General features: G+C 69.6%; 20 protein-coding genes and 1 tRNA gene. 13 read left to right on the top strand and 8 right to left on the bottom strand.

Annotated features, from left to right (window positions below):
- Positions 1-135: 135 nt before the first annotated feature.
- Positions 136-1,134 carry a sigma-70 family RNA polymerase sigma factor gene (locus tag OG802_RS14995; RefSeq protein ID WP_329410913.1) on the bottom strand — a complete coding sequence of 333 codons (999 nt, stop codon included), beginning with the start codon at positions 1,132-1,134 and terminating at the stop codon, positions 136-138.
- Between the two features lie 186 nt (positions 1,135-1,320).
- Here OG802_RS14995 and OG802_RS15000 point away from each other — a divergent pair, with 186 nt between their 5' ends.
- The gene (locus OG802_RS15000; RefSeq protein WP_329417069.1) at positions 1,321-1,881 is read left to right on the top strand and encodes a GNAT family N-acetyltransferase; all 561 of its coding nucleotides are present in this window, start codon (positions 1,321-1,323) and stop codon (positions 1,879-1,881) included.
- Positions 1,882-1,956: 75 nt separating this feature from the next.
- On the opposite strand, the gene OG802_RS15005 is transcribed toward OG802_RS15000, so the two are convergent.
- Positions 1,957-2,766: a dioxygenase family protein gene (locus tag OG802_RS15005; protein WP_329410915.1), complete on the bottom strand. Its 810-nt coding sequence runs from the start codon at positions 2,764-2,766 to the stop codon at positions 1,957-1,959.
- A 146-nt stretch (positions 2,767-2,912) separates the two neighbouring features.
- On the opposite strand from OG802_RS15005, the gene OG802_RS15010 reads away from it, so the two are divergent.
- A complete protein-coding gene (locus OG802_RS15010; protein ID WP_329410917.1) occupies positions 2,913-3,422 on the top strand; it encodes a MarR family winged helix-turn-helix transcriptional regulator in 510 nt (169 codons plus the stop codon).
- Between the two features lie 340 nt (positions 3,423-3,762).
- Here the strand turns inward: OG802_RS15010 and OG802_RS15015 are convergent, their stop codons facing one another.
- Together OG802_RS15015 and OG802_RS15020 are read right to left on the bottom strand one after the other, a co-directional pair.
- On the bottom strand, positions 3,763-5,304 hold the full coding sequence (locus OG802_RS15015; RefSeq protein WP_329410919.1) for an MFS transporter: 1,542 nt from the start codon (positions 5,302-5,304) through the stop codon (positions 3,763-3,765).
- Between the two features lie 395 nt (positions 5,305-5,699).
- Complete coding sequence (locus OG802_RS15020; RefSeq protein ID WP_329410920.1) at positions 5,700-6,350, bottom strand: TetR/AcrR family transcriptional regulator; 651 nt, start codon at positions 6,348-6,350, stop codon at positions 5,700-5,702.
- Between the two features lie 467 nt (positions 6,351-6,817).
- On the opposite strand from OG802_RS15020, the gene OG802_RS15025 reads away from it, so the two are divergent.
- The 4 genes from OG802_RS15025 (at position 6,818) to OG802_RS15040 (ending at position 10,575) form a co-directional block, all read left to right on the top strand.
- Complete coding sequence (locus OG802_RS15025) at positions 6,818-8,131, top strand: M6 family metalloprotease domain-containing protein (RefSeq protein ID WP_329410923.1); 1,314 nt, start codon at positions 6,818-6,820, stop codon at positions 8,129-8,131.
- Positions 8,132-8,358: 227 nt separating this feature from the next.
- Positions 8,359-9,978, top strand: a complete 1,620-nt coding sequence (locus OG802_RS15030) for an IclR family transcriptional regulator domain-containing protein (RefSeq protein WP_329410925.1) — start codon at positions 8,359-8,361, stop codon at positions 9,976-9,978.
- A 64-nt stretch (positions 9,979-10,042) separates the two neighbouring features.
- Positions 10,043-10,115: transfer RNA gene (locus OG802_RS15035), tRNA-Arg, on the top strand.
- A 112-nt stretch (positions 10,116-10,227) separates the two neighbouring features.
- Positions 10,228-10,575, top strand: coding sequence for a hypothetical protein (locus OG802_RS15040; RefSeq protein WP_042177201.1), 348 nt, complete (start codon positions 10,228-10,230; stop codon positions 10,573-10,575).
- A gap of 90 nt (positions 10,576-10,665) precedes the next feature.
- Here the strand turns inward: OG802_RS15040 and OG802_RS15045 are convergent, their stop codons facing one another.
- Together OG802_RS15045 and OG802_RS15050 are read right to left on the bottom strand one after the other, a co-directional pair.
- Positions 10,666-11,850, bottom strand: coding sequence for a tyrosine-type recombinase/integrase (locus OG802_RS15045; protein WP_329410928.1), 1,185 nt, complete (start codon positions 11,848-11,850; stop codon positions 10,666-10,668).
- A gap of 54 nt (positions 11,851-11,904) precedes the next feature.
- Positions 11,905-12,186, bottom strand: coding sequence for a helix-turn-helix domain-containing protein (locus OG802_RS15050; protein WP_329410930.1), 282 nt, complete (start codon positions 12,184-12,186; stop codon positions 11,905-11,907).
- A 465-nt stretch (positions 12,187-12,651) separates the two neighbouring features.
- On the opposite strand from OG802_RS15050, the gene OG802_RS15055 reads away from it, so the two are divergent.
- The 6 genes from OG802_RS15055 to OG802_RS15080 all read left to right on the top strand — a co-directional run bounded on the left by OG802_RS15055 (position 12,652) and on the right by OG802_RS15080 (position 19,414).
- Positions 12,652-12,885 carry a helix-turn-helix transcriptional regulator gene (locus OG802_RS15055; RefSeq protein WP_170320875.1) on the top strand — a complete coding sequence of 78 codons (234 nt, stop codon included), beginning with the start codon at positions 12,652-12,654 and terminating at the stop codon, positions 12,883-12,885.
- Between the two features lie 678 nt (positions 12,886-13,563).
- Positions 13,564-14,730 (top strand): DUF3631 domain-containing protein, encoded by a 1,167-nt coding sequence (locus OG802_RS15060; protein WP_329410934.1) that lies wholly within the window; start codon positions 13,564-13,566, stop codon positions 14,728-14,730.
- Positions 14,731-14,918: 188 nt separating this feature from the next.
- Entirely contained in the window at positions 14,919-15,563 is a 645-nt protein-coding gene (locus OG802_RS15065) for a MobC family plasmid mobilization relaxosome protein (RefSeq protein WP_329410935.1), read from the top strand.
- Positions 15,563-17,251, top strand: a complete 1,689-nt coding sequence (locus OG802_RS15070) for a relaxase/mobilization nuclease domain-containing protein (RefSeq protein WP_329410937.1) — start codon at positions 15,563-15,565, stop codon at positions 17,249-17,251. The genes OG802_RS15065 and OG802_RS15070 overlap by 1 nt, the downstream gene beginning before the upstream one ends.
- A gap of 197 nt (positions 17,252-17,448) precedes the next feature.
- Positions 17,449-18,258: a hypothetical protein gene (locus OG802_RS15075; protein ID WP_042177017.1), complete on the top strand. Its 810-nt coding sequence runs from the start codon at positions 17,449-17,451 to the stop codon at positions 18,256-18,258.
- Positions 18,245-19,414: a helix-turn-helix domain-containing protein gene (locus tag OG802_RS15080; RefSeq protein ID WP_329410938.1), complete on the top strand. Its 1,170-nt coding sequence runs from the start codon at positions 18,245-18,247 to the stop codon at positions 19,412-19,414. Before OG802_RS15075 ends, OG802_RS15080 begins: the two co-directional genes overlap by 14 nt.
- Before the next feature lie 205 nt (positions 19,415-19,619).
- Here the strand turns inward: OG802_RS15080 and OG802_RS15085 are convergent, their stop codons facing one another.
- Both OG802_RS15085 and OG802_RS15090 read right to left on the bottom strand, forming a co-directional pair.
- Positions 19,620-20,165, bottom strand: a complete 546-nt coding sequence (locus OG802_RS15085; RefSeq protein ID WP_329410939.1) for a flavoprotein — start codon at positions 20,163-20,165, stop codon at positions 19,620-19,622.
- Entirely contained in the window at positions 20,162-21,451 is a 1,290-nt protein-coding gene (locus tag OG802_RS15090; protein ID WP_329417071.1) for a helix-turn-helix domain-containing protein, read from the bottom strand. The genes OG802_RS15085 and OG802_RS15090 overlap by 4 nt, the downstream gene beginning before the upstream one ends.
- Positions 21,452-21,627: 176 nt before the next feature.
- On the opposite strand from OG802_RS15090, the gene OG802_RS15095 reads away from it, so the two are divergent.
- A complete protein-coding gene (locus tag OG802_RS15095) occupies positions 21,628-22,059 on the top strand; it encodes an ATP-binding protein (protein WP_329410941.1) in 432 nt (143 codons plus the stop codon).
- Positions 22,060-22,073: the final 14 nt, after the last annotated feature.

Consider the following 22,073-nt stretch of genomic DNA (forward strand, 5'->3'; position numbering starts at 1 on the left):
CGGCCCGGCACATCGTGCGGCCGAAGTCTGACCCCGCCGGGGTCCCCCGGACGGCTGTCCGCTCGGCCGGGCCTCACCAGCCCGGCCCGCGGACCATCCGGTAACGCCGCCGCCTCGGTAGCGCCGCCGTCTCGGTTACGCCGCCGCCTCGAAGCCCGTGTCGCGGGCCAGCTTCTTCAGCTCCAGCAGGGCGTGCTTCTCGATCTGGCGGATCCGCTCCCTCGTCAGGCCGTGTTCCTTGCCGACCTCGGTCAGCGTGCGCTCGCGGCCGTCGTCGATGCCGTACCGCATCTTGATGATGGACGCGGTGCGCGGGTCCAGGCGGTCGATCAGGCCGTCCAGCTCCTCGCTGCGCAGCAGCGTCATCACCGACTGCTCCGGCGAGACCGCGGAGGTGTCCTCCAGGAGGTCGCCGAACTGCGTCTCGCCCTCGTCGTCGACCGCCATGTTGAGGGAGACCGGGTCACGGGCCCAGTCCAGGACGTCCGTGACGCGCTCCGGCGTGGAGCCCAGCTCGGCGGCGATCTCGGCGGGCTCCGGGTCGCGGCCGTTCTCCCGGTTGAACTCGCGCTGCACGCGCCGGATCCTGCCCAGCTCCTCCACCAGGTGGACGGGCAGGCGGATCGTGCGCGACTGGTCCGCTATGGAGCGGGTGATGGCCTGACGGATCCACCAGGTCGCGTACGTGGAGAACTTGAAGCCCTTGCGGTAGTCGAACTTCTCGACCGCGCGCACCAGGCCGGCGTTGCCCTCCTGGATCAGGTCCAGCAGGGGCAGACCGCTGCGCGGGTAGCGCCGGGCCACGGCGACGACCAGGCGGAGGTTGGAACGGATGAAGACGTCCTTGGCCCGCTCGCTCGCGGCGACCAGGGCCTCGAGCTCCTCACGGGAGGCGTCCGCCCTGGACTCCTCCTCGCCGTCGAGGACCTGTTGCGCGAAGACACCCGCCTCGATGATCTGGGACAACTCGACCTCCTTGGCGGCGTCGAGCAGCGGTGTACGCGCGATCTCGTCGAGGTACATGCCGACCAGGTCGCGGTCGGCGATCTCGCCGCCATGGGCGCGAACACTGCGGGCCGCGCTGCTCGTCTCGCCGGTGGCGGACTTGCGGCGGGCGACGGCACGGGTTGCCATGCGTGCTCCCTTGCGATGGTGGTTCAGCGGGTGGCCCTTCAGACGCCCGGCACTGTCGGAACTCTGGACTCTCCTCGAGTGCCCTGCATCTGATGGAAACAACGACTGGAATCAGGACAGAATTCCCAACCCGCACCCCGAATTTTCTGATCATGCAGTACCCTGTCGGACCACCTGGGAGGCATGATGCCGTCGGAACATACAGAGGTGCAGGTCAGGCCTGGAGTCGAGGCCGATCTCGACGCGCTCACAAGTCTCTACAACCACTACGTTCGTGAGACGGCCATCACATTCGACACGGTGGCCTTCACTCCGGAAGAGCGACGTCCTTGGCTGCTCTCCCACCCTGAAGACGGGCCGTACCGCCTGTTGGTTGCCACGGAAACGGACTCACAGGACATTCCGAGGACCTCACAGCCCGCTCCGGGGACCTCGCCGAACATCCTGGGTTACGCCACGTCCAGCCCCTACCGGCCGAAGGCGGCCTACTCCACGTCCGTGGAGGTCACGGTCTACGTCGCCCCGCACGCGGGCCGGCGCGGCATCGGCACCCTCCTCTACAGAGCGCTCTTCGACGCGCTGGCCGGGGAGGACCTGCACCGCGCCTACGCGGGCATCGCGCAACCGAACGAAGCGTCCGCGCGACTGCACGAACGCTTCGGTTTCCGGCCCGTGGGCACGTACCGCGAGGTGGGCCGCAAGTTCGGGCGCTACTGGGACGTGGCCTGGTACGAGAAGGAGCTGTAGCTCCCGTCGCCCCCCGGACAGTGGCCGCGACGGCGGTCGGCATGACCGCGGCAGTGACCGCCCGTCGCCGGGGCGTCAGCCGAACTGCACCGACCGCTTGGCCAGCCCCATCCAGAAGCCGTCGATCACGGACTTCTGGGAGTCCAGCTCGCCGGACACCTCCGCCGCGCCCATGGTCACGAAGAGCGGAGCGAAGTGCTCGGTGCGCGGGTGGGCGTACCGGCCGGCCGGCGCCTTGCGGAGGAAGTCGAGCAGGCCGTCCCAGTCCCGGCTCTCCAGCACGCGCCGCCCCCAGTCGTCGAACTCGGCCGACCAGGTCGGCACTCCGCCGCCCGGATGCCGCAGGGCGGCCAGGTTGTGGGTGAAGAACCCCGAGCCCACGATGAGGACGCCTTCGTCGCGCAGCGGAGCGAGCCTGCGGCCGATCTCCATCAGCTTCACGGGGTCGAGGGTCGGCATGGAAACCTGGAGGACGGGGATGTCGGCGGCCGGGAACATCTCGACGAGCGGGACATAGGCGCCGTGGTCGAGACCCCGGTCGGGGATGTCCTGTACGGGGGTGCCCGGAGCGCGCAGCAGCTTGCGCACGCTCTCGGCGAGTTCCGGTGCGCCGGGCGCTTCGTACTTCACCGCGTAGTAGTGCTCGGGGAAGCCCCAGAAGTCGTAGACGAGGGGGACGGGGTCGACGGCGCCGAGGGCCAGCGGGGCCTCTTCCCAGTGGGCGGAGACCATGAGGATCGCCTTGGGCCGGGGCAGTTCGGCGGACCATGCGGCGAGTTCGCCGGGCCAGACCGGGTCGTCCGCGAGCGGCGGGGCGCCGTGGCTGAGGTAGAGCGCGGGCATGCGCTCCGGGGGACGGGTGAGCTCCTGGGTTGCGGCGGACATGACGGCGACTCCTTCCGGGACCTCGGCCCCTGGTTCCGGAGTACCCACGCACTCCCGGACAGTTGCTTGAAATCTAAAACGACAACGTCGGCGAGCATATTCCCCAGTGGTTTAAATTTCAAGAAGCGCCCGTTTACAGTGGGAGCATGAAGACGGCATCCGCATCCGCTGAAGAGCCCCGCTGGCTCACCGCCGAGGAACAGCGCATCTGGCGCTCCTACGTGCACGCCACCACCCTGCTGGAGGACCACATGGACCGCCAGCTCCAGCGCGACGCGGGGATGCCGCACGTCTACTACGGCCTTCTGGTCAAGCTCGCCGAGTGCCCGGAGCGACGGCTGCGGATGACCGAGCTGGCCAAGCACGCGAAGATCACCCGCTCCCGTCTCTCGCACGCCGTCGCCCGGCTGGAGAAGAACGGCTGGGTGCGCAGGGAGGACTGCCCCTCCGACAAGCGCGGCCAGTTCGCCGTGCTGACCGACGAGGGCCTGGAGATGCTCAAGCGCGCCGCGCCGGGCCACGTGGCCGTCGTCCGCAACGCCGTGTTCGACCGGCTCAGCCCGGAACAGCAGAAGTCCCTCGGCGAGATCATGCAGATCGTCGCCGAGGGACTTCAGCCGGAAGAAGCGGGTGCGGACCTGCCCTGGCTGCGCTAGCAGGTCCGCAACCGGTCCCCGTCGTCCTCATCGTCCCGGGGATCCCCGTAAGCCCCGTAGCCCCCGGGATCCCCGTAGTCCCCGGGATCCCGCAAGCCCCGGACCCCGTAAGCCCCGTAGTCCCCGCTGCGCCGCCGGTCCCGGCCCTTTCCGGCCCTTTCCGGCCTTGCCCGCCCGGACGGATCCGGGCGGGCAAGGGGCAGGCGACGCGGCGGCCGCGTGGGTACGGGTACCGGTACCGGTGCCCGGTGTCGGTGCGGGTACCGCTACGGGCGTCCGTTATGGCTACCGGGACCTCTGCGGGTGCCTCGACGGGTACCTCTACGGACATCCGTCCGGGTCAGTGGACCATCACCGGGACCGCGTCCTCGGCGTCCTTCGCGCCGGAGCCGGCGACCGCGCCGCCCATGTCCGGCTTGCCGGCGTTGACGAGGGTCAGGGCGATCGTGGCGGCCGCGACCAGGATGCCGACGGCGAACCAGATGGCGCTGGTGTAGCCGTGCACCATGCCCTCCAGCTGCACCAGCTGCTGCTGCGGCTTGGAGGCGGCGCCCGTCATGTGGTCCTTGATGTACGACGTCGTCGCGGACGCGGCGATCGTGTTCAGCAGAGCGGTGCCGATGGCGCCGCCGACCTGCTGCGAGGTGTTGACCATCGCGGAGGCGACACCGGCGTCACGCGGCTCGACGCCCTGCGTGGCCAGCGACATGGCCGGCATGAACGCCGTGCCCATGCCCAGACCGAGCAGCAGCATCGCCGGCAGCAGCACGGCCGCGTAGGACGAGCCGATCTCCAGCCGGGTCAGCAGCAGCATGCCGAGCGCGGCGACCAGGAAGCCCGGGCCCATCAGCAGGCGGGGGGCCACCCGGGTCATCAGGCGGGTGCCGATCTGGGTGGAGCCGGTGATCATGCCCGCGATCATCGGGAGGAAGGCGAAACCGGTCTTGACCGGCGAGTAACCCTTCACGATCTGGAGGTAGTAGGTCAGGAAGAGGAACAGACCGAACATCGCGATGATCGCGAGGCCCAGGGAGAGGTAGATGCCGCCGCGGTTGCGCTCGGTGATCACGCGCAGGGGCAGCAGCGGGGCCTTGACCTTGGACTCGACGACGACGAAGGCGGCCAGCAGCACGGCCGACGCGACGAACATGCCGACGGTCACGGAGTCGCTCCACCCCTCGGACTCGGCGCGGGTGAACCCGTAGACCAGCGAGACCAGACCCAGGGTGGACAGGACGACGCCCGGGATGTCGAGAGCGGAGCGGTTGCGGCCGCCCTCGGGCTCACGGATGACGAAGTAGGCGCCGGCCGCGGCGAGGATCGCGAACGGGATGTTCACGAAGAACGTCCAGCGCCAGTCCAGGTACTCGGTGAGGAAACCGCCGAGGATCAGGCCGACGGCGCCGCCGCCGCCCGCGATCGCGCCGTAGATGCCGAAGGCCTTGGCGCGCTCCTTGGCGTCCGTGAACATCACGGCGAGCAGGGAGAGCGCGGCGGGCGCGAGCAGCGCGCCGAACGCGCCCTGCAGCGCGCGGGCGCCGAACATCATCGCCTCGTTGGCGGCCGCGCCGCCGAGCGCGGAGGCCGCGGCGAAGCCGCCGAGACCGACGACGAAGGCCCGCTTGCGGCCCCACAGGTCGGCTATGCGGCCGCCGAAGAGCAGCAGACCGCCGAAGGCGAGGGCATAGGCGGTGACGATCCACTGCCGGTTGCCGTCGGAGATGCCCAGGTCCACCTGGGCCGACGGCATCGCGATGTTCACGATGGTCGCGTCGAGGACGACCATCAGCTGGGCGAGAGCGATGAAGGCCAGCGCTTTCCAGCGGTTGGCGTCCGGGACGCCTGCCCTGGGGGCCGGGGCCTTCTGGACTGTTTCAGACATGGGGATACCCGCTTCGGTACTTCGTGACGGAAAAAATATGGAGGGAACTGAAGAAAACGAAAGAAAAGGGTGCCGCGGTGGGCATGACGGACGACTGGTCGGACGGTGAGGGCTCAGGTTGAAGACGGGACGACGCACCGGACGGCGGTCCCGGCCATGACGACCGGGCGGCTGGGCGACCGGGATCCGGGCTTCCGGGCCGTCCTCACTGACGGCCGATGCGCTCGACTCCCGACGCGTGTATCGACTGCTGCGACTCCGCGAACTAATCGCTCACTTGCTAGCTAGCTCATTGGCTCGCTCGCTCGCTTGCTCAGTCACTCAGTCACTCATTCTCTGATCGCTGGATCACGGATCACGATCACTGGATCGTTCGATCGATCAAGGGCCGGCCGCTAGGGCCGGCGCAGGTCCTCCATGGTCATGGGGGCCCCCGGAAGCACGGAGGGGGCCGGGGCCCGCAGTCCGTCCAGGAACAGTTGCAGGTGGCGGTGGACGAAGCGGTCGACGCTCGGGCAGGCGGTACCGGCCGGGGGCCTGCTGAGCTGCGCCACCACGATCATCAGATCCCCCACGCCGACGTCGGGCCGGAGCTGCCCGGCCGACTTCGCGCGGTCCATGACCTCCTCGATGATCCGCTCGACCCGTTCACGGGCGGCCTCGAGGTCGGGGTGGTGCTCGTCGAAGGTGCTGGAGACCATCGGGCACAGCGCGCTGATCCGCTCGTCGGCGGCCGCGTGCACGAATCGCTCCAGCGCCCCGAAGGCGTCGCCGGTCTCGTCGAGGGCGACCTGCCCGGCCCGGACCGTACGGTCCAGCACCGAGCAGACGACCTCGCGGACCAGCGCGTCCCGGTCGGGGAAGTTGCGGTACACCGTGGCGTTGCCGACGCCGGCCCGGCGAGCGATCTCGTCGAGCGGCACATCAGGGCCGAACTCGGTGAACATCTCACGGGCGGCGGTGACGATCCGCTCCCGGTTGCGCAGGGCGTCGGCACGGGGCCGGGGCGCCTTGCGCGCTGCGGGGATCGCGGTCGCGGTCTGCACGGCGTACTCCTGTCTGGGGCTCTGAGCCGACTCGCGCGACCCGCCGGAAACGGATCCGGCCGACGACGAGTCCGACTCGGGGCTGAGATGCGATCCGGGGAGCCAGTCCCCGTTTCACTCGGACACATGGCTAAACGGGGAAGGCGTCCCCGGTTATTTCCCGGATCCGAAACTTTCTTCCTGTGACCTGGGTCACACCCTTGGGCACGTCCTTCGATGCGTCCACTGGGACGCGTCGCTGGGGGCGCGTCGGGCGCGCCCCGCCGAGCGCCGCCCGAACCCCCGGCGGGAACGCCGAAGTCGCATACCGAACTCGAGCGGCCGCCCCGGCCGGGGGGCCAAGGCGGCATACCGGCCGGTAATCCACGATCGGTCTCCTCCAACGCGCGTCCGCGGACGGTCCGGCAGAGGGTGATCGAAAGGGTGCAGCCGGTGACCGGTGGCTGCCTGGAGCGAAAGGCCCCTGCATGCAGCCGCAGCCCGTGCGCACCGCCCGGGACGCCCTGAGCCGCCGGATACGCCCGCGCCGCGTCGCCGCGTTCGCCTCGGTCACCGTCCTGACGCTGGCGGTCAGCACCTCTGCGGGCACGGGCCACCGACTGCCGGTCCCCGGCTCGACGACGGCCGGTGCGGGCCCCGTCGCACTGGCCCGCTCCGCCGCCCTCGCGCCCTGCATGATCAACCCCGGCTCGGCCGTCCAGATGTCCGAGGGCCTGCCCACCCCCGGCGGCTACTCCCGCTCCACCGGCACCGTCCGCGCCCTCACCCTGATGATCGACTTCTCGGACGCGCCCGGCCGGGGCAGCGCGCTCAGCCGCTACCGCGAGTTCTTCCCCCAGACCGAGGCGTGGTTCCGCACGGCCTCCTACGGCCGTCTCGACTACCGCGCCGAGACCCCCGTCCGGCACTGGCTGCGCATGCCCAAGCCGTTCCACGCGTACGGGATAGAACGCGGCGCGCCCTTCGACCCCGGCTACCGCGAACTCGTCCAGGACATGGTCGCCGCCGCCGACCCGAGCGTCGACTTCCGCGCCTACGACCTCCTGAACGTGCTGGTCACCCCCAACGCCGGGCCCTCCGCTCTGGACACGGTCCTGTCGGTGACGTTCGCCGGCAACCTGGAGGCGCCGGTCGCCGACGGGGTCGCCGTGGCCAACGCGTCCTTCGTCTACTCACGCCAGGACGACGGCTCGGGCTCCTACGACCACACCGGCTACCGGGTCCTGCCGCACGAGAACGGCCATGTCTTCGGCCTGCCCGACCTCTACACCCAGGAGGGCGGAGGCGCCGTCGGCCACTGGGACATCATGAGCGAGGACTGGGGGGCCAACAACGACATGCTCGGCTGGCACAAATGGAAGCTCGGCTGGCTGGACGCCTCCCAGATCTCCTGCGCGGCGGCCGCGGGGACCAGGGAGTACACCCTGACCCCGCTCTCGCGCGCGGGCGGCCCGAAACTGGTCTTCGTCCCCATCGGCGACCGCACCGGCTACGCCGTCGAACTGCGCACCCGCGGCGGCAACGACGAGAACGTGTGCCGGCCGGGCGTCCTCGTCTACAAGGTCGACGCCGACGTCGACACCGGCATGGGCCCGGTGACCGTCTACGACTCCCGCACCGACAGCGGCGGCTGCACCCGCAGCCCCAACGTCCACGCGGAACTCTCCGACGCCCCCTTCACCCCGGGCGAGACGTTCAAGGACCCCAAGCGCGGCATCAGCATCACGGTCGCCGAAGCGGACCCACAGGGAAACTACCGGGTACGGGTGACACGCAAGTAGTCCACCCGCCCCCGCACCCCTCCGCCCGCCACCACAGCTCTCCGCCCCCCAGCGCGCTCCCCCGTTACGGTGTCCGTGAAACCCACGAGGCCCGTCAGGTCCTGCCGGGACCCGTAGGCCCTGTCAGGGCCCGAAGGTCTTCTCAGGGCCCGTAGGCCTTCTCAGGACCCGTAGGTCTGTCAGGACCCGCAAGGCCACTCACGTACGACGGGGAGCACAAGCCGCCCATGCCACTGCCCGACTCCATCCCGGCGCCCCCCGCCGAGGCGGTAGCCCCGCTGATGCGCGGCGTCGCCGTACTGCAACGGCTCACCGAGGCGAACGGCGTGCTGAGTCCGAGCGCCCTCGAACGCGCCACGGGCCTGGCGCGCTCCACCGTGGACCGGATCGTCGCCACCCTCGCCCGCATGGGATACGTCCGCCTCGACGGCCGCGACGCCACCCTGACGCCCCGCGTGATGGAGCTGGGCAACGCCTATCTGGCCGCCCTGCGCCTGCCCGACCTGCTGTCCGGGCACGCGGACGCGCTGGCCGACGAACTCGACGAGTCCGTCTCCCTGGCCGTCGCCGACCGCGACGGCATCCGCTTCGTCCACCAGGCGACCCGCCGGCGCGCGCTGTCCCTGAGCTTCCGCATCGGCGACCTCCTCCCGGCCGAACGCACCGCGCCGGGACCGCTGTTCGCGACGGAGTGGACGACCGACGCCTGGCGGACCTGGCGCACCCGCAGGCAGCAGGACCCGCACCACCGCGGCTTCCCCACCGTCCCGCCCGTCCGACATCCGCCGACCGACACGGAGGCGTCCCAGGACTTCGAACGCCGGACCGCGGACGCCGCCTCCGCGCACTACGCCCTGGACGACCAGCTGATCGAACCCGGCCTGGTGGCCGTCTCCGTCCCCGTACGGGACCCCCGTACGGGGCGGATCGCGTGCGTCGCGAGCGTCGTCAGCCACACCAGCCGCCACACGGCGGCCGACCTGCGCGGCGCACTGCTGCCGCGGCTGCGGGCGACCGTCGCGGCGATGGAGGAGACGCTGCGCCAGGCGCCGCCCCCCGCGCCAGGCCCGCCGCGCTCCGGCCTGGCGATCTGGACGGGGGCGTCGAAGCAGGAACTGGGCCGCGAGTTCGTCGAGTCCCTGGCCCGCGGCCTGACCGTCCTGACGGCGTTCGGCGAGGGCAGGGCGGAACTGACCCTGACGGACATCGCAAAGGCCACGGGCCTGGCGAGAGCGACGGCCCGCCGCGCCCTGATCACCTACGAACACCTGGGCCTGCTGACCCCGACCACCACCACCATCGCCACCACCACAGCCGCGACGGACCGCCAGCCCCCACACCGGACCTTCGCCCTCACCCCGCGCGTCCTGTCCCTGGGCTTCCCGCCGCTCTCCCGCACCTCCCTCCCCCAGATCGCGCTCCCGCACCTGCGGACCCTGACGGACGCCGTCCAGGAGACGACGGCCCTGGCCGTCCTGACCGAGCCGGGCGACGAGATCCGGTACACGGCCCGGGTGCCCGCGAGCCACGTCATGAGCGTGGACGTACGGCCGGGCACCCGCCTGCCCGCCGGCAGGACAACGGCAGGCCGCCTGCTCCTGGAGAAGCCCCCTGCCCCCTACACGGTGAGGGACGAGGAACTGGAACAGGGCGTGCGCTCCATCGCGGTCCCGGTCCACGACCGGACGGGCCGCGTGATCGCCGCCCTGAACGCGGCCACCCACGTGGCCCGCCGCACGACCGAGGAGTGCGTCGACGACATCCTCCCCGCCCTGACCTCAACCGCCGCCCACATCGAGACAGACCTCCACACCGCCGCCCGCTTCACCCGCGTCCCCCTGACCTGACCCCCCACGCCCCACACCCCAGATCCGGTACGCTGACGCCAGTGACCCACAGGGCCACCACCCCGCCTTCGTAGCTCAGGGGATAGAGCACCGCTCTCCTAAAGCGGGTGTCGCAGGTTCGAATCCTGCCGGGGGCACAGAGAAACACCTGGTCAAGGGCCCTTCCGTCCATCGGACGGGAGGGCCTTCGTACTCGCAGCACACATATGGCACACATGTCGCTGCGGGCAGAGGTGGGGAGCTGGTGCGATGCCCGCGAAGGATGAGCTGGCCCGGCGACGCTACGACAAGCTGGTCGACCGGCTTGAGTCGCTGATGCGGGCCGCGCTGAAGCCGGAGTACGAGGGCTACTACGGTCAGCTGATCCTCAGCGCGGACGATCTTGCGGAGATGGGCGAGATCAAGGATGTCCGGCGTGCCGCCAGGGAGGCGGGACAGCGTCTCAGCTGGAAGACGACCACCCGTCTCGTCGGTGGAAGGCTCTTCGTCCTCGACGAGCGCGAGGTGCCCGAGAGGATCGAGCGGTTGGCTGGGGATGCGGCCGCTGCTGCGATGGACCGGTTCTGGGACGAGAGCCGTCGGCCGCGACTGACCTGATCCGAGGAAGACGCAAGGGGGCACCCCACCGCATCAGCGCGGTGGGGTGCCCCCTTCGGTTACGGCGCCCCGGCACGGGTTAGGCACACATCACGCGGCGTCTTCCTCCAGGGCGGCCACGGTCTCGGCGGCCTCACGGGCTTTCCGCTCCGCTTTCTCCAGCTTGGCCTTCGCCTTGGCCAGTTGCTTGGAGCGGCGCTTGTGCATCTTCTTCGAGACCTCGTCCAGGCGGTCGGGAAAGAGGTGCCCGTAGGTGTCCAGGGTCAGCGTCGCGGACTTGTGGCCCAGCATCGTCTGTACGACGTTGACGTCCGCGCCGCTGGCGATGGCGAGCGAGGCCGCCGTGTGGCGCAGCTTGTGCGGGGTGACCTTGAGATGCCCCAGCCCGGCCTTTACGACCGCCGGCGCAAAGAACCGCTGACGGAAGTTCCGGGCCCGGAGCGGCCCGCCCTGCGGGGCGGTGAAGAGCAAGTCGTCATCTCCTCTCCCCGTGACGTGGGGCTTCAGCTCGTCGGCCAGGAACCGCGGGATCGGTACGGACCGGCGCTCGTGGTTCTTGGGGGTGTCGAGGTAGAGCTTGCCGTTGTCCTCGGCGTACGCCTCCACGATGTGGGCCCGACAGGCGTCCAGGTCGACGCGGCCCACCTTGAGCGCGGATGCCTCGCCCCAGCGCAGTCCGGTGTAGGCCAGCAGCAGGATGAACACCCGGTAGGCGCCTGACGTGTTAGCCAGCGCGTCGACCTGCATATCGTCGAGGTACACGTGATCAGCGGGCATCGCCTTCGGCAGAGGCACACCGACAGCCGGGTTGGCCGCCAGACGACGGGCCTTGACTGCGTAGCCGAGAACGCGACTGAGGACGACGTACGCCTTGCGGACCGACCGGGGGCTGAGCTTCCTGCCGCCGGTCGCCTCGCCGGACAGCAGATCCGCGAGCCACTCGGCGATGTCCTCGAAGTGGATGCGGTCCAGCGGGGTGGTGCCCCACTTGGGGATCACGTGGACGTCGAGAACACCGCGGTAGCGAGCCCGGGTTGAGCGCTTGAGGTGGAGCTGCGCCGCCAGCCAGGACTCCGCCACCTCTGCGAACTTCACCCGCGCGGCTGCGGGATCGCGATAGGAGCCGTCGTTGAGACGCGACTCCATCCTTGTCCGCTCCGCCTCGGCGTCGACCTTGCGGGCGAAGGTCTTCATCTTCGGCTTGCCATCGGGGTCGTACCAGCGCACGCGGTAGCGCCCCGGTGGCGTGCGCCCTGCCCGCTTGGCGTCCGCCACGGCCTGTACATACGCCGCGTGCCCTATGCGGTCCTCAATCCAGACCCGCGCCAACTAGCACCCCCACCAGTCATCACCGGACACCGACGGGAGCGGCAGGAGCAGGGTCGTGGGGGAAACGCCGAGCGCGGTGGCGAGGGCGACGAGGTCGTCTACGTCGCATCGGCGGCGGGCGCGTTCAGTGCGGCTGAGAGCGGTGTTGGCCATCGGACGGCCCAGCGCGGTGCAGCGGGCGGCGAGCTGGTGTTGGGTCAGGCCGCGCACGAGACGTAGGTGCTCGATGGCGCGGGCGGTGTGGAGGCCGACAGGGCCTATTTCGACAGGTCGGTTGGGCATAACAAATAGCTGTAACTCGCAGTCGGTCGTCATGGCAAGAGTTAGTTCTTAAACTCTCCAAAAGTCATTCGGGGGCGAAGTGGTGTTCGTCTCGTCGAATTCCGGTACATCACGAGCCGTTTCGGCGGGGAGGTTGTGCTATCTTCCCTCCGCGTCAAAGAAGTGGGCGATTTGAGCAGCTATCGGATGCGATGTCCACTGGACTGGCCACGTCACTTCTCAGCGCTGGACGCCGCCTCTGAGCTGCTGAGGTACCGGATTCCGGCACCTCGGCCGGTTGCTTCGCCGCAGAAAATTTCGGCTTCCGCGGGAGCGATTTCGGCAACCGGGGATCCGCCCTTACTGTTTTGGTCTTCCCCGGCGATGCTGAGGGAAGTAACCGGGGGTTTCAGAATTCACTCTGGACGCTTCCCAGGCGGTGTGGCCGTGTTGCCCACGCCTGCCATCCAAAACCCTGATTCCGATATGGAGACCTCATTGCCGAACCACTCCCCGCGCCTTGCCGGCGCCGAACGTGACCAGCTCGCCACTCCCGCCGACGTGGCCGCGTACCTCGGGGTGCCGGTGAAGACCCTCTACCAGTGGAAGTACCGGGGCATCGGCCCCAGCGTCCACAAGGTCGGCCGTCACCTGCGCTACCGCTGGCGGGAGGTGGACGCGTGGCTGGACGCCCAGACGTCGTACGACCTCACGGCCTGACCCCGCATCTGACGCGGACAACGAAGCGGCCCCCGGCGCGCCAACGCCGAGGGCCGAAGACTTCCCAACTGATCGCCCATCCCTGAACGAATGAGCTGGTGAGGGGCGGGACCTTGCCCGTCCTGCCCCTCACCGGAGAGGAACGTCTTGGACGACCCTACGTCCCGCAACTCCACGAACACCTCCCCGACCGGCTGGCCCACTCCCGCGATCCCCGGCGAGGGCGTCCCCTGGCGCCGCAGGGATCAGGCGGACATACAATCCCCGGCGTCGGGGACCGTAGAGCACTCGGCGGATGTGGAAGCACACGGGGACCGTCCCCAGCCGTCTACAGACGCCGCTGTTGGGGACCGTCCCCACGAAGTACCCGCTGCTCGGTCCCCGCACGTCCCGGTCCCCGTATCGGCATCCGGAGCAAACCCGCAGGTCAGCGGCGCCAAAGTGGGGGTCGCTCCCCAAGAGGCTGCAGTTGCACCAGGGGACCGCAATGGGGACCGTGATCACGGTCCCCGCCAGTCGCTGGGGGCCGACAGCCCCGTGGCGGGAACTGCCCAGCATAAGGGGACCGGTCCCGTCGACGCACGGGGACCGGATCACGGGACCGGCTCCCGGCCCCCTCGGGGACCGGCAGACTCTGAGGAACAGGGTTCCGGTGAGGGTGCGGAACTGCTGGATGAGTTGCGGGCGGCGATCGGCAAGTACGTCGTACTTCCCAGTGACGAGGCGCTGACAGCCGTCACCCTCTGGGTGGCGGCCACACACATCCAGACCGCTCTGCAGCACGCGCCGCGCCTGGCGGTCGTAGGCCCGACGAAGGGCTGCGGCAAGTCCCGGGTGCTGGACGTGCTCCACGAGACCGTCCACCAGCCGATCATGACGGTGAACATGTCCACGGCGGTGCTCTTCCGCATCATCGGCAAGAACCCGCGCACGATCCTGGTGGACGAGGCCGACACCATCTTCAGCAAGGCGGGCGACAACGAGGAACTTCGCGGCCTGCTGAACGCCGGACACCAGCGCAACCGGCCCGCCTGGCGCATCTCCGGCCCGGAGCACAAGCCGACCCCGTATCCGACCTTCGCCATGGCCGCACTGGCCTCGATCGGCGACCTACCCGACACGATCACGGACCGGGCAGTCGTGCTCCGCATGCAAAAGCGCAAGCCGGGCGAGAAGGTGACCCCATTCCGCTCGCGCCACGCCACACCGGAACTGAACGCACTGCGGGACAAGCTGGCCGCCTGGCTGGGACCGCTGCGCGGCACGGCCGGCCGCATGGCGCCAACGATGCCGGTGGAGGACCGGGCGGCGGACACCTGGGAGCCGCTGGTCATCATCGCCGACCTGGCCGGCGGCCACTGGCCCGCCAGCGCCCGTGCGGCCTGTCTGGCGATGACCCGGTTCGAGGCCGTCCAGGACGAGCAAACCAACCTGAAGACGCGCTTGCTGCGCGACATCCACCGCGTCTTCGAGGCACACGGCAACCCCGAGGCCCTGTCTTCCCTGGATCTGGTCACCGCCCTGCTCCAGGACCCCGACGCCCCCTGGGCGGAACACAGCACCAACGGGCTCAACGCCTACCACCTGGGCAGAATGCTCCGGGACTTCGACATCCGCCCGGCCAACTACCGCTTCGACAAGGGCAGGCAGGCCAAGGGGTACACCCGCAACCGGTTCCTCGACAGCTGGGCCCGACACTGCCCCGACCTCACCGAGACGGCGCCCGCCCCCACGCACGACGCCACGCCCGCACGCCAGGCTCAGGGCAAGCCGCCCGCCGCCCCGGCGGTTCAGCTGCCCATCGGCCCACCCGGCGGACCCGCCGGCCCCAACCGCGCCCGCTGACCCGCCTCCCCCTGGGTCCGTATCACTGCGTCGCATCCGTCCCCGCGCAGGTCAGCGCGGGGACGGATGTCCTCACCGGGACGGACTTCTCCGTACCTGCCCGAGTGTCCGTACCTGCCCTGACCAGGCATGGGACGGATGCGACGCACGTGACACGCCCCCCGCCCCCTCACCGCCGGAGTACCACCATGCACGAACAACACTACGAACTGCCCACAGCTCAGCAGCGGATGCACACCACCTCAGCCCCAGACAGCGCAGCAAGGTATGCCGTTGGACCGTCCAAGGACGGCCGCAACGGGGATGCCTCCGCCCCGGGGGTGGCGGAGACACTCGGGCACCAGGGGGCACCCGAGGAGAAACAGCCCGACACCGCCGCCGTGCCACTACCGCGAGCCGCCGACACCGCCGCGCTGCACCGTGTCGCCCGACGCCGCCAGCGTGAATCCGTCCAGCGCAAAGAGCGCGTCGACGTCCGCTACAGCGTCGACGAGAAGGCCGACATCCTCGCCGAGGCCCGGTCGCTGAACATCGCAGCCGCCCACTACGTCGGCGCGGTCGTCATGGCCCACGTCCACGGTGACCTCGGCCTGCCCGGCCAGCGCACCGAGCTCGACGACTACATCGACGAGCTGACCGCCCTGCGCCGAGAGGTCGCCAAGATCGGCCACAACGTCAACCAGATCGCCAAGAAGGTCAACTCCGGCGGTCATCCACACCCTGGGGATACAGCCGTCCTGGCCCAGGCCGAGCAGACCGTGAGTGCGGTGGGCGCCGCCGTCCGCCACATCGCGTCCGCCGCGAACCAGGCCGTCACCGTGAAGGCAGCCTGATGGTCCCGAAGATCAGCAGCGGCAAGAGCACCGCGGGCCTGATCCGGTACCTGTTCGACACGAAGAGGGCCAAGGACCACACCGATCCGCACCTGGTCGCCTCCTGGGACGGCTTCGCCCCCGACCCCGGCCGCGCCGACGACTTCGCCGCCACCAAGAAACTCCTTGTGGCCGACCTCGACCTGCACGTCAAGCAAGCCCGGCGGCTCAACCGCGCCCCCGAGCAGCACGTGTGGCACTGCTCGATCCGGGCCGCCAAGTCCGACCGCCACCTCAGCGATGAGGAGTGGGCCGACATCGCCCGCCGCGTCGTGGCGGCCACGGGGATCGCGCCGGACGGTGACCCGGACGGCTGCCGGTGGGTGGCCGTCCGCCACGCCCCCGACCACATCCACATCGCCGCCACCAAGGTGCGCGGCGACCTGAGCACCGCACGCCACTGGAACGACTACATCAACGCCAACCGTGAACTCGCCGCCGTCGAGAAGGAGTACGGCCTCTTCCGCGTCGCACGCGGCGACCGTACCGCCGCCAAGCGGCCCACCCGCGCCGAACAGGAGAAGGCCCGCCGCGCCGGCCACGACAAGCCCGCCCGCGACCGCCTGCGCGTCACCATCCGGACCGCCGTGGCCGCTGCTTCAAGCGTCGAGGAGTTCGTCCACCTGCTCAGCCACACCGACGGAGTCCTCGTCGAGATGGTGTACTTCCCCTCCGGCGACGTACGCGGCTACAAGGTCGCCAGCGAAGACACCACCACCGCCGACAAACAACCCGTCTGGTTCTCCGGCTACGACCTCGCCCCCGACCTGTCCCTCCCCCAGATTCGAAAGCGCCTGGAGAACACCGAAGCACAGCCCACCGACGAGCTAGGCCGACGCAGGCCCGACCCCTGGCACCAGGCCACCGCCGCCACCGAACGCATCTCCCACCACCTCGACCAGAGCGACGACGAAGCCTCCCAAGCCCACATAGCCGCCTTCGGTGAAGCCCTCGACTCCCTCCCTCTCATCGCGCCCCAGGACCTGCGTCCTCAACTCCGAGAAGCAGCCACCGCCTTCGAGCGCGCCACCCGCTCCCGCATCCAGGCTGAACACCACCACGCCCGAGCCCTGCGCGGCGCCGTACGAGCGATACTCCGCGAGCCCGCCCCCAAGGACCGCACAGCCCTGGCGATGTTCCTCGACGCCGCGATCCTCACCGTTATCGCCGCCGCCCGCTGGCACCAGCTCCGCCACCACGACCAACAAGTCGCAGCCGCCCACCAGAGCCTGCTCCACCTCCAGGCTGCCTATGACCAAGCCGCAGCCGCGCCGCTGGCCGCCCTCGCCCAGCGCCGACCGCCCCAGCAGACCGTGGACCGGCACATCCGTCACCTACGCCAGGCCGTGCCCGACCACGCTCAGCAAGTCGTAGAAGACCCGGCCTTCGATGCCCTCGCGGTAACCCTCACCGAAGCCGAGGCTGCTGGCCACGATCCGGCACAACTCCTCCAAGGGGCAGTCGACCAGCGCGCCTTGGGCGACGCGGACTCGCCCGCACGCGTCCTGGTCTGGCGCATCCAACGTCTCACCGCAACGCCGTCGCCCAGCACGCGAACCGGCCTTGCTTCCACCCCGCACACTTCGTACGCGACGACACCGCAGCCTGCGCCTCTCCCCTTGGTAGCGGGAGTACAGCGCCGTCGCTGATTCTCAACTGCCAGCTGGACCGCCGCTTCAGGGCTGGTCAACCTCGGTGCGGCTTGGGGTTGACCGGCTCCGAGACAGGCGGCATCCGTGCGAATCGCGCGCCACGGAGAAGCACTTGTGCAAAATCTATGACATCAACTAAAGTTCACCTGCCGGTTAACTGCTCCAATGCGAAGTCCGATCAGAGGAGTCGTCGCATGAGTGTGCATCTTCCCTCCTGGACGACCGATGTGTTCGGCGAGCAGGCACCCGCGGTCCGTGTGGGCCTCGGGCAGGCGCTGCGAAACATGCAGGCGAACGCCCAGGCCGCACAGGAACAGACTGATTCGCGTACCAACCACACCTACGGCTCGGCCCGGTGGCAAGGCCAGTTCGAGCGGGTGTGGGAGGAGTTGAAGGATCTGCCGGGCGCCACTCCCGTCAAGCCGTTCGGGTTCCCGTTCGAGCTGATGATCGTGGGGAACGGTCTGCTCTATCCGTTCCTGTACTCGAAGACCAAGTCGGACGTACGTACAGCTCGCATTCCTCGCGAGTCCCGCTTGGTGAAGGAGTTGTTCAACTTCGCGCCGCCCCCCACCCATGAGCAGGGTGCGTTCGAGCTGGACGGCTTTGACGAGAGCGCTGAGGTGGTGAAGCCCAGAGGTGGTCTCGCGGCTGTGCCGCCCGGGACGCAACTGATCCTGGTTCCCTTCGCGTGCAACGCTTCCGAGCTGCTGGAGGCTCATTGGGGCAGGGCCGCGCTGGGGGCGGAGCGACGCCTGGAGTGGGCGACCCTCCCGGAGCCGCTTCCACTGCCGGAAACCGTCACCTTCCACGGCCAACGTCTGGGGACGATCCCCAAGCAGGCAACTTCGTCCGAGCGGGAACTGACAAGCTTCGACGGCGGGGCACAGCCGACGTTTACGCTGTCGTCGCGTGCGAGCGTTGATCAACAGCGTGACGTTCCGCCGCTGACCGAAGCAGAGCCGGCCGACGACCAGACCAGCGAAGACGATGCGAACGATTAAGCAAGACCTCATCCCGGGCTTGGAGGAGCGGGGCACCACGCCCCGCGCCATTTCCGACGGCTTCGATCCCACCCGTCTGACGCAGGCGCGTCGGCTGGCTGAGATGACGAAGAAGGACGTCGCGCAGGCTCTTGGGGTGACTCCGGCGGCCGTGGGCCAGTACGAGACGGGGGTGTCCCGTCCTCGTCCGGACCTTATCCCCCGTCTTGCCGAAGTGCTCGGTGTGCCTGCCACTTTCTTCTTGGTCGGCCGTCCGGCAAACCGGCTCGACTCCTCCATGGCCCATTTCCGCAGCTTGCGCAGCACACCGAAGTCGCAGAGGGAACGCGCCCTGGCCTTCGCCGAACAGGTGTGGGAACTCACCTACGCCCTCGAACGGCGGATTCAGCTTCCCCTGGTGAACCTGCCCGGCTTCGCCGGCGGCGAGGTCCATCCCGGAGCGGAACTGCCCACCGACCCTGCAGCGGCAGCACGAGAGCTTCGGCGGCGTTGGGGGATGGGGGATGGGCCGGTCACCCACCTCGTCCGACGTATGGAATCCCACGGCATCGTTGTCGTGATGCCGCCCGCGTCCGATCCTTCGGCGGCGACCGTGGACGCGTTCTCCACCAGGGCGGCGCGCCCCCTCGTGGTCCTCACAGCGAATCGGGCGGACGACATCTACCGTCACCGCTTCACGGCCGCCCATGAACTCGGGCACCTCGTACTTCACGGCGACGCCACCGGTGACAGCCGGCAGGAAAAGGAGGCCGACGCCTTCGCCGCCGAGTTCCTCACCCCCCAGGACAGCATCCTGCCCCACCTACCCAAGCGGATGGATCTCGCGCGCCTGGCCGAGCTGAGGCAGGTCTGGGGTGTCTCCATCCACTCGCTCGTCTACCGATGCCGTGAACTCGGCCTGATCTCCGACGCCACGACCAGCCGCGCATATCAACGCCTTCGCGCGCTGGATGGCCAGCCAGGCTTCATCCCCGAGTCGGTATCGAACTACACCGGTGAACAGCCGTCACTGCTGCGCCAAGCCTTCGAACTGGCCTGCAAAGAAGCGGACCTCTCGGTGGCCACACTGGCCCATGAACTGGCCTGGACGCCCAAGCGGGTTCGTGAACTGCTCGACGTCCAGGAACAGCGACCCGTTCTCCGCCTTGTGCAATAACGACTCAATCCCTGCGGCGCCGTTCCATCCGTAGTTCAGTCCCGGGTGGCGCCGTCGAGCCACCCTCATCGATGTGGTGGACGAGGTACTCGGGCAGGTCGGCGGCCGGTTCTGGGTTGGCTACAAGCGCTCCGGCTGAACGCCATGAACGGGCCCGGATACCAGCGCTGGCCCGTAGGCGTGACCGCGCACGGCGCAGCCCTGATCACGACCGCGCGGACAGCCTGGGGGCGAGCAGCTCCAGCACTTCTTCCCAGCGGTAGCGGTCGGCCCCTCCGCCGGCCTTCGGCCGGTGAGGCTCGTACGAGCCGATCAGGACGCCCATCTCACGCAGCTGCTCCAGACTCCGGCGGTACGCGGGGTGGGCGGCCTGCGCGGAGTTCAGATACGGCAGTACGGCGATGGGGACGTCCATGGCGGGTGCTTCACACAGGATGCCGAGCGCGAGGTTGTCGGAGATTCCGGCGGCCCATTTGTTGACGGTGTTGAAGCTGGCCGGGGCGACCGCGATCGCATCGGCGGGCCGGGTCGGGCGCGGCTCGCCCACCGAGCGCCAGGCCGAGCGGATGGGGCGTCCGATCTGGCTCTCCAACGCCTCCACGTCGAGGAAGCCGAGCCCTTGTGGTGTGGCGACGATGCCCACGTCCCACTGCCGCTCGTGGGCCGCGGTGATCAGCTTGCCGACGTCACCAGCGACTCCGGCCGCGCAGACCACGATCTGGAGGAACGGCTTGTCGGGCTGGTCACTCACGCGGGCACTCCCAGTTGGCGGCTGAAGTGGTGCAGTTCGGGCAAGGCTCGGCGGCGGTCGCGGGCTGCCATGTCGGCGACCAGTTCGCGTACGGCCGGGCGGCGGATGTCCTGTGCCGCGCAGCTCTCGGCGATGCGCAGGGCCTGGTAGCCGTCGGCGAGTCTGCCCTGCTGACTGTAGGCGCGGGCGGTCTCCACCCACAGCGCGGCCCGGCGTTCGGGGACGGGAATGTGGCGGCGCATGAGGGGCCGGGCGGTCTGCAGGGCGATGCCGGCGTCGCCGAAGGAGACGGCCGCGCTGACCTCGTGCAGGGCGACGTTGGTGGGACTGAAGTTCGCCCAGGCGTCCGGCTGGTCGAAGGCGACGTAGCGGGCCACTTCCTTGGCCTCGGTGAGGAAGTCCTGGGTGGTGTCGCGGTCACCGTTTCTGCTGGCGGCGGTCGCCCCGCGCAGCAGGAGCAGTCCGACCGCCGCCAGGTAGCGGGGGGAGCGCTGGTCGTAGGAGCCGGTGAGCTGGTCGGCGGTGTGGCGGACCATGTTCACGGCCTGGGCGGTGTGCTTGTCTCGTACGAGGACGTGGGCGTGCACGCGGACGCTGGCGGCGAGGACGACCGGGTCTCCGGATCGTTCCGCCTCGGCCATGGCCCGACCGGCCGCGAGCCAGGCGTTGCCCTGGTCGGCTCGTTTCAGCAGCAGGCTCACCGATGTCTGGTACGCGGTCGCGAGCAGCCCGGACGCCTCCGCCGAGCCGGAGGAGCCACCGCCAGCGGCCTGGCGCAGGTCGGCGATCAGTCCCGGCAGGGTCTGCTCCAGTTCCGCGTAGTCGCACACGTAGAACATCCGGCGTACTGCCCGCAGCCGGTCCCGCAGCTCGTCGATGCCCAGGGCTTGCCCGGTGGCGACGGGGCTCGTACCCGGCAGCAGGACGCGGATCAGGTCGTGATGCGCGGTGGTCGACGACGACGATGGCGGCGACGGAGCCGCGAGCGCGGCCACGCTCGCGGCGAGGAAGGTACGGCGGTGCATGTCCTCTGCTCCGGGCTCAGGGGCGGGGCCGGTGTCAGATGCGGCGGCGAGGCCCAGACGGTGCGGTGGAATGTCCAGCACCTGCGCGACCTCGCGCAGCGTACGCACGTCCTCCGTGCCCCTGCCGCTTTCCAGGCGGCTCACCTTCGACTGGTGATACCCCAGTGCGGCGGCCACGTCCTTCTGCGAGCGCCGCTGTAAAACACGTGCCTGACGGATCACTTCGCCGATCCGTCTCGCCTCGCTCTGTTCTTCGGCCATCTGTGCCACGGCCCCTCCTGCCGTCGCCGATTCTGCCTGCTCAACCGAGCGTAACCGAGCGGCGATTCACCGCGATGCGGCTCCTGCATAAGTGATGCAACCCCAGCACACGGCGTAGTCCAGCTTGCCTCCGGAGCGGTTGCTTGGAGCAGCCGCACCGATCCAGGAGGCAGCTCATGGAAGCGCACCAGATCCGATTCTCCGTTCACGGCACACCTGCCGCCGCCCGCTCCGCGCGGCAGCAGCTCGCGAACGGGATACGGCGCTGGGACGCCTCCCTCGACCAGGACCTGCTGAGCACGGCAGAACTGGTCGCCGCCGAACTGCTGACGAACGCGGTGCGGCACGCGGGCGACGGCCCGATCTCGGCCGGCGCCCGCCTCGACGGCGAGCGTCTGCTGATCGAGGTCACCGATGCCGACCGCAAGGTCCCACGAGCCGGACTGCCGGACATGGAGGCAGAGGGCGGGCGCGGCCTGTTCCTCGTCGCCGCCCTGGCCGATCGCCATGGAGTCGATCCGCTGCCGTCCGGCAAACGCTGCTGGGCCGAGTTCAAGGTCGGCGCCCCAGCCCAGCCCTCACGACACGTACCTCTGCAAAGGAGTTGACGGTTGACAGCCGT

Origin of the sequence: Streptomyces sp. NBC_00704 (genome assembly GCF_036226605.1) — a bacterium.
In the GTDB taxonomy this organism is placed as follows: domain Bacteria; phylum Actinomycetota; class Actinomycetes; order Streptomycetales; family Streptomycetaceae; genus Streptomyces.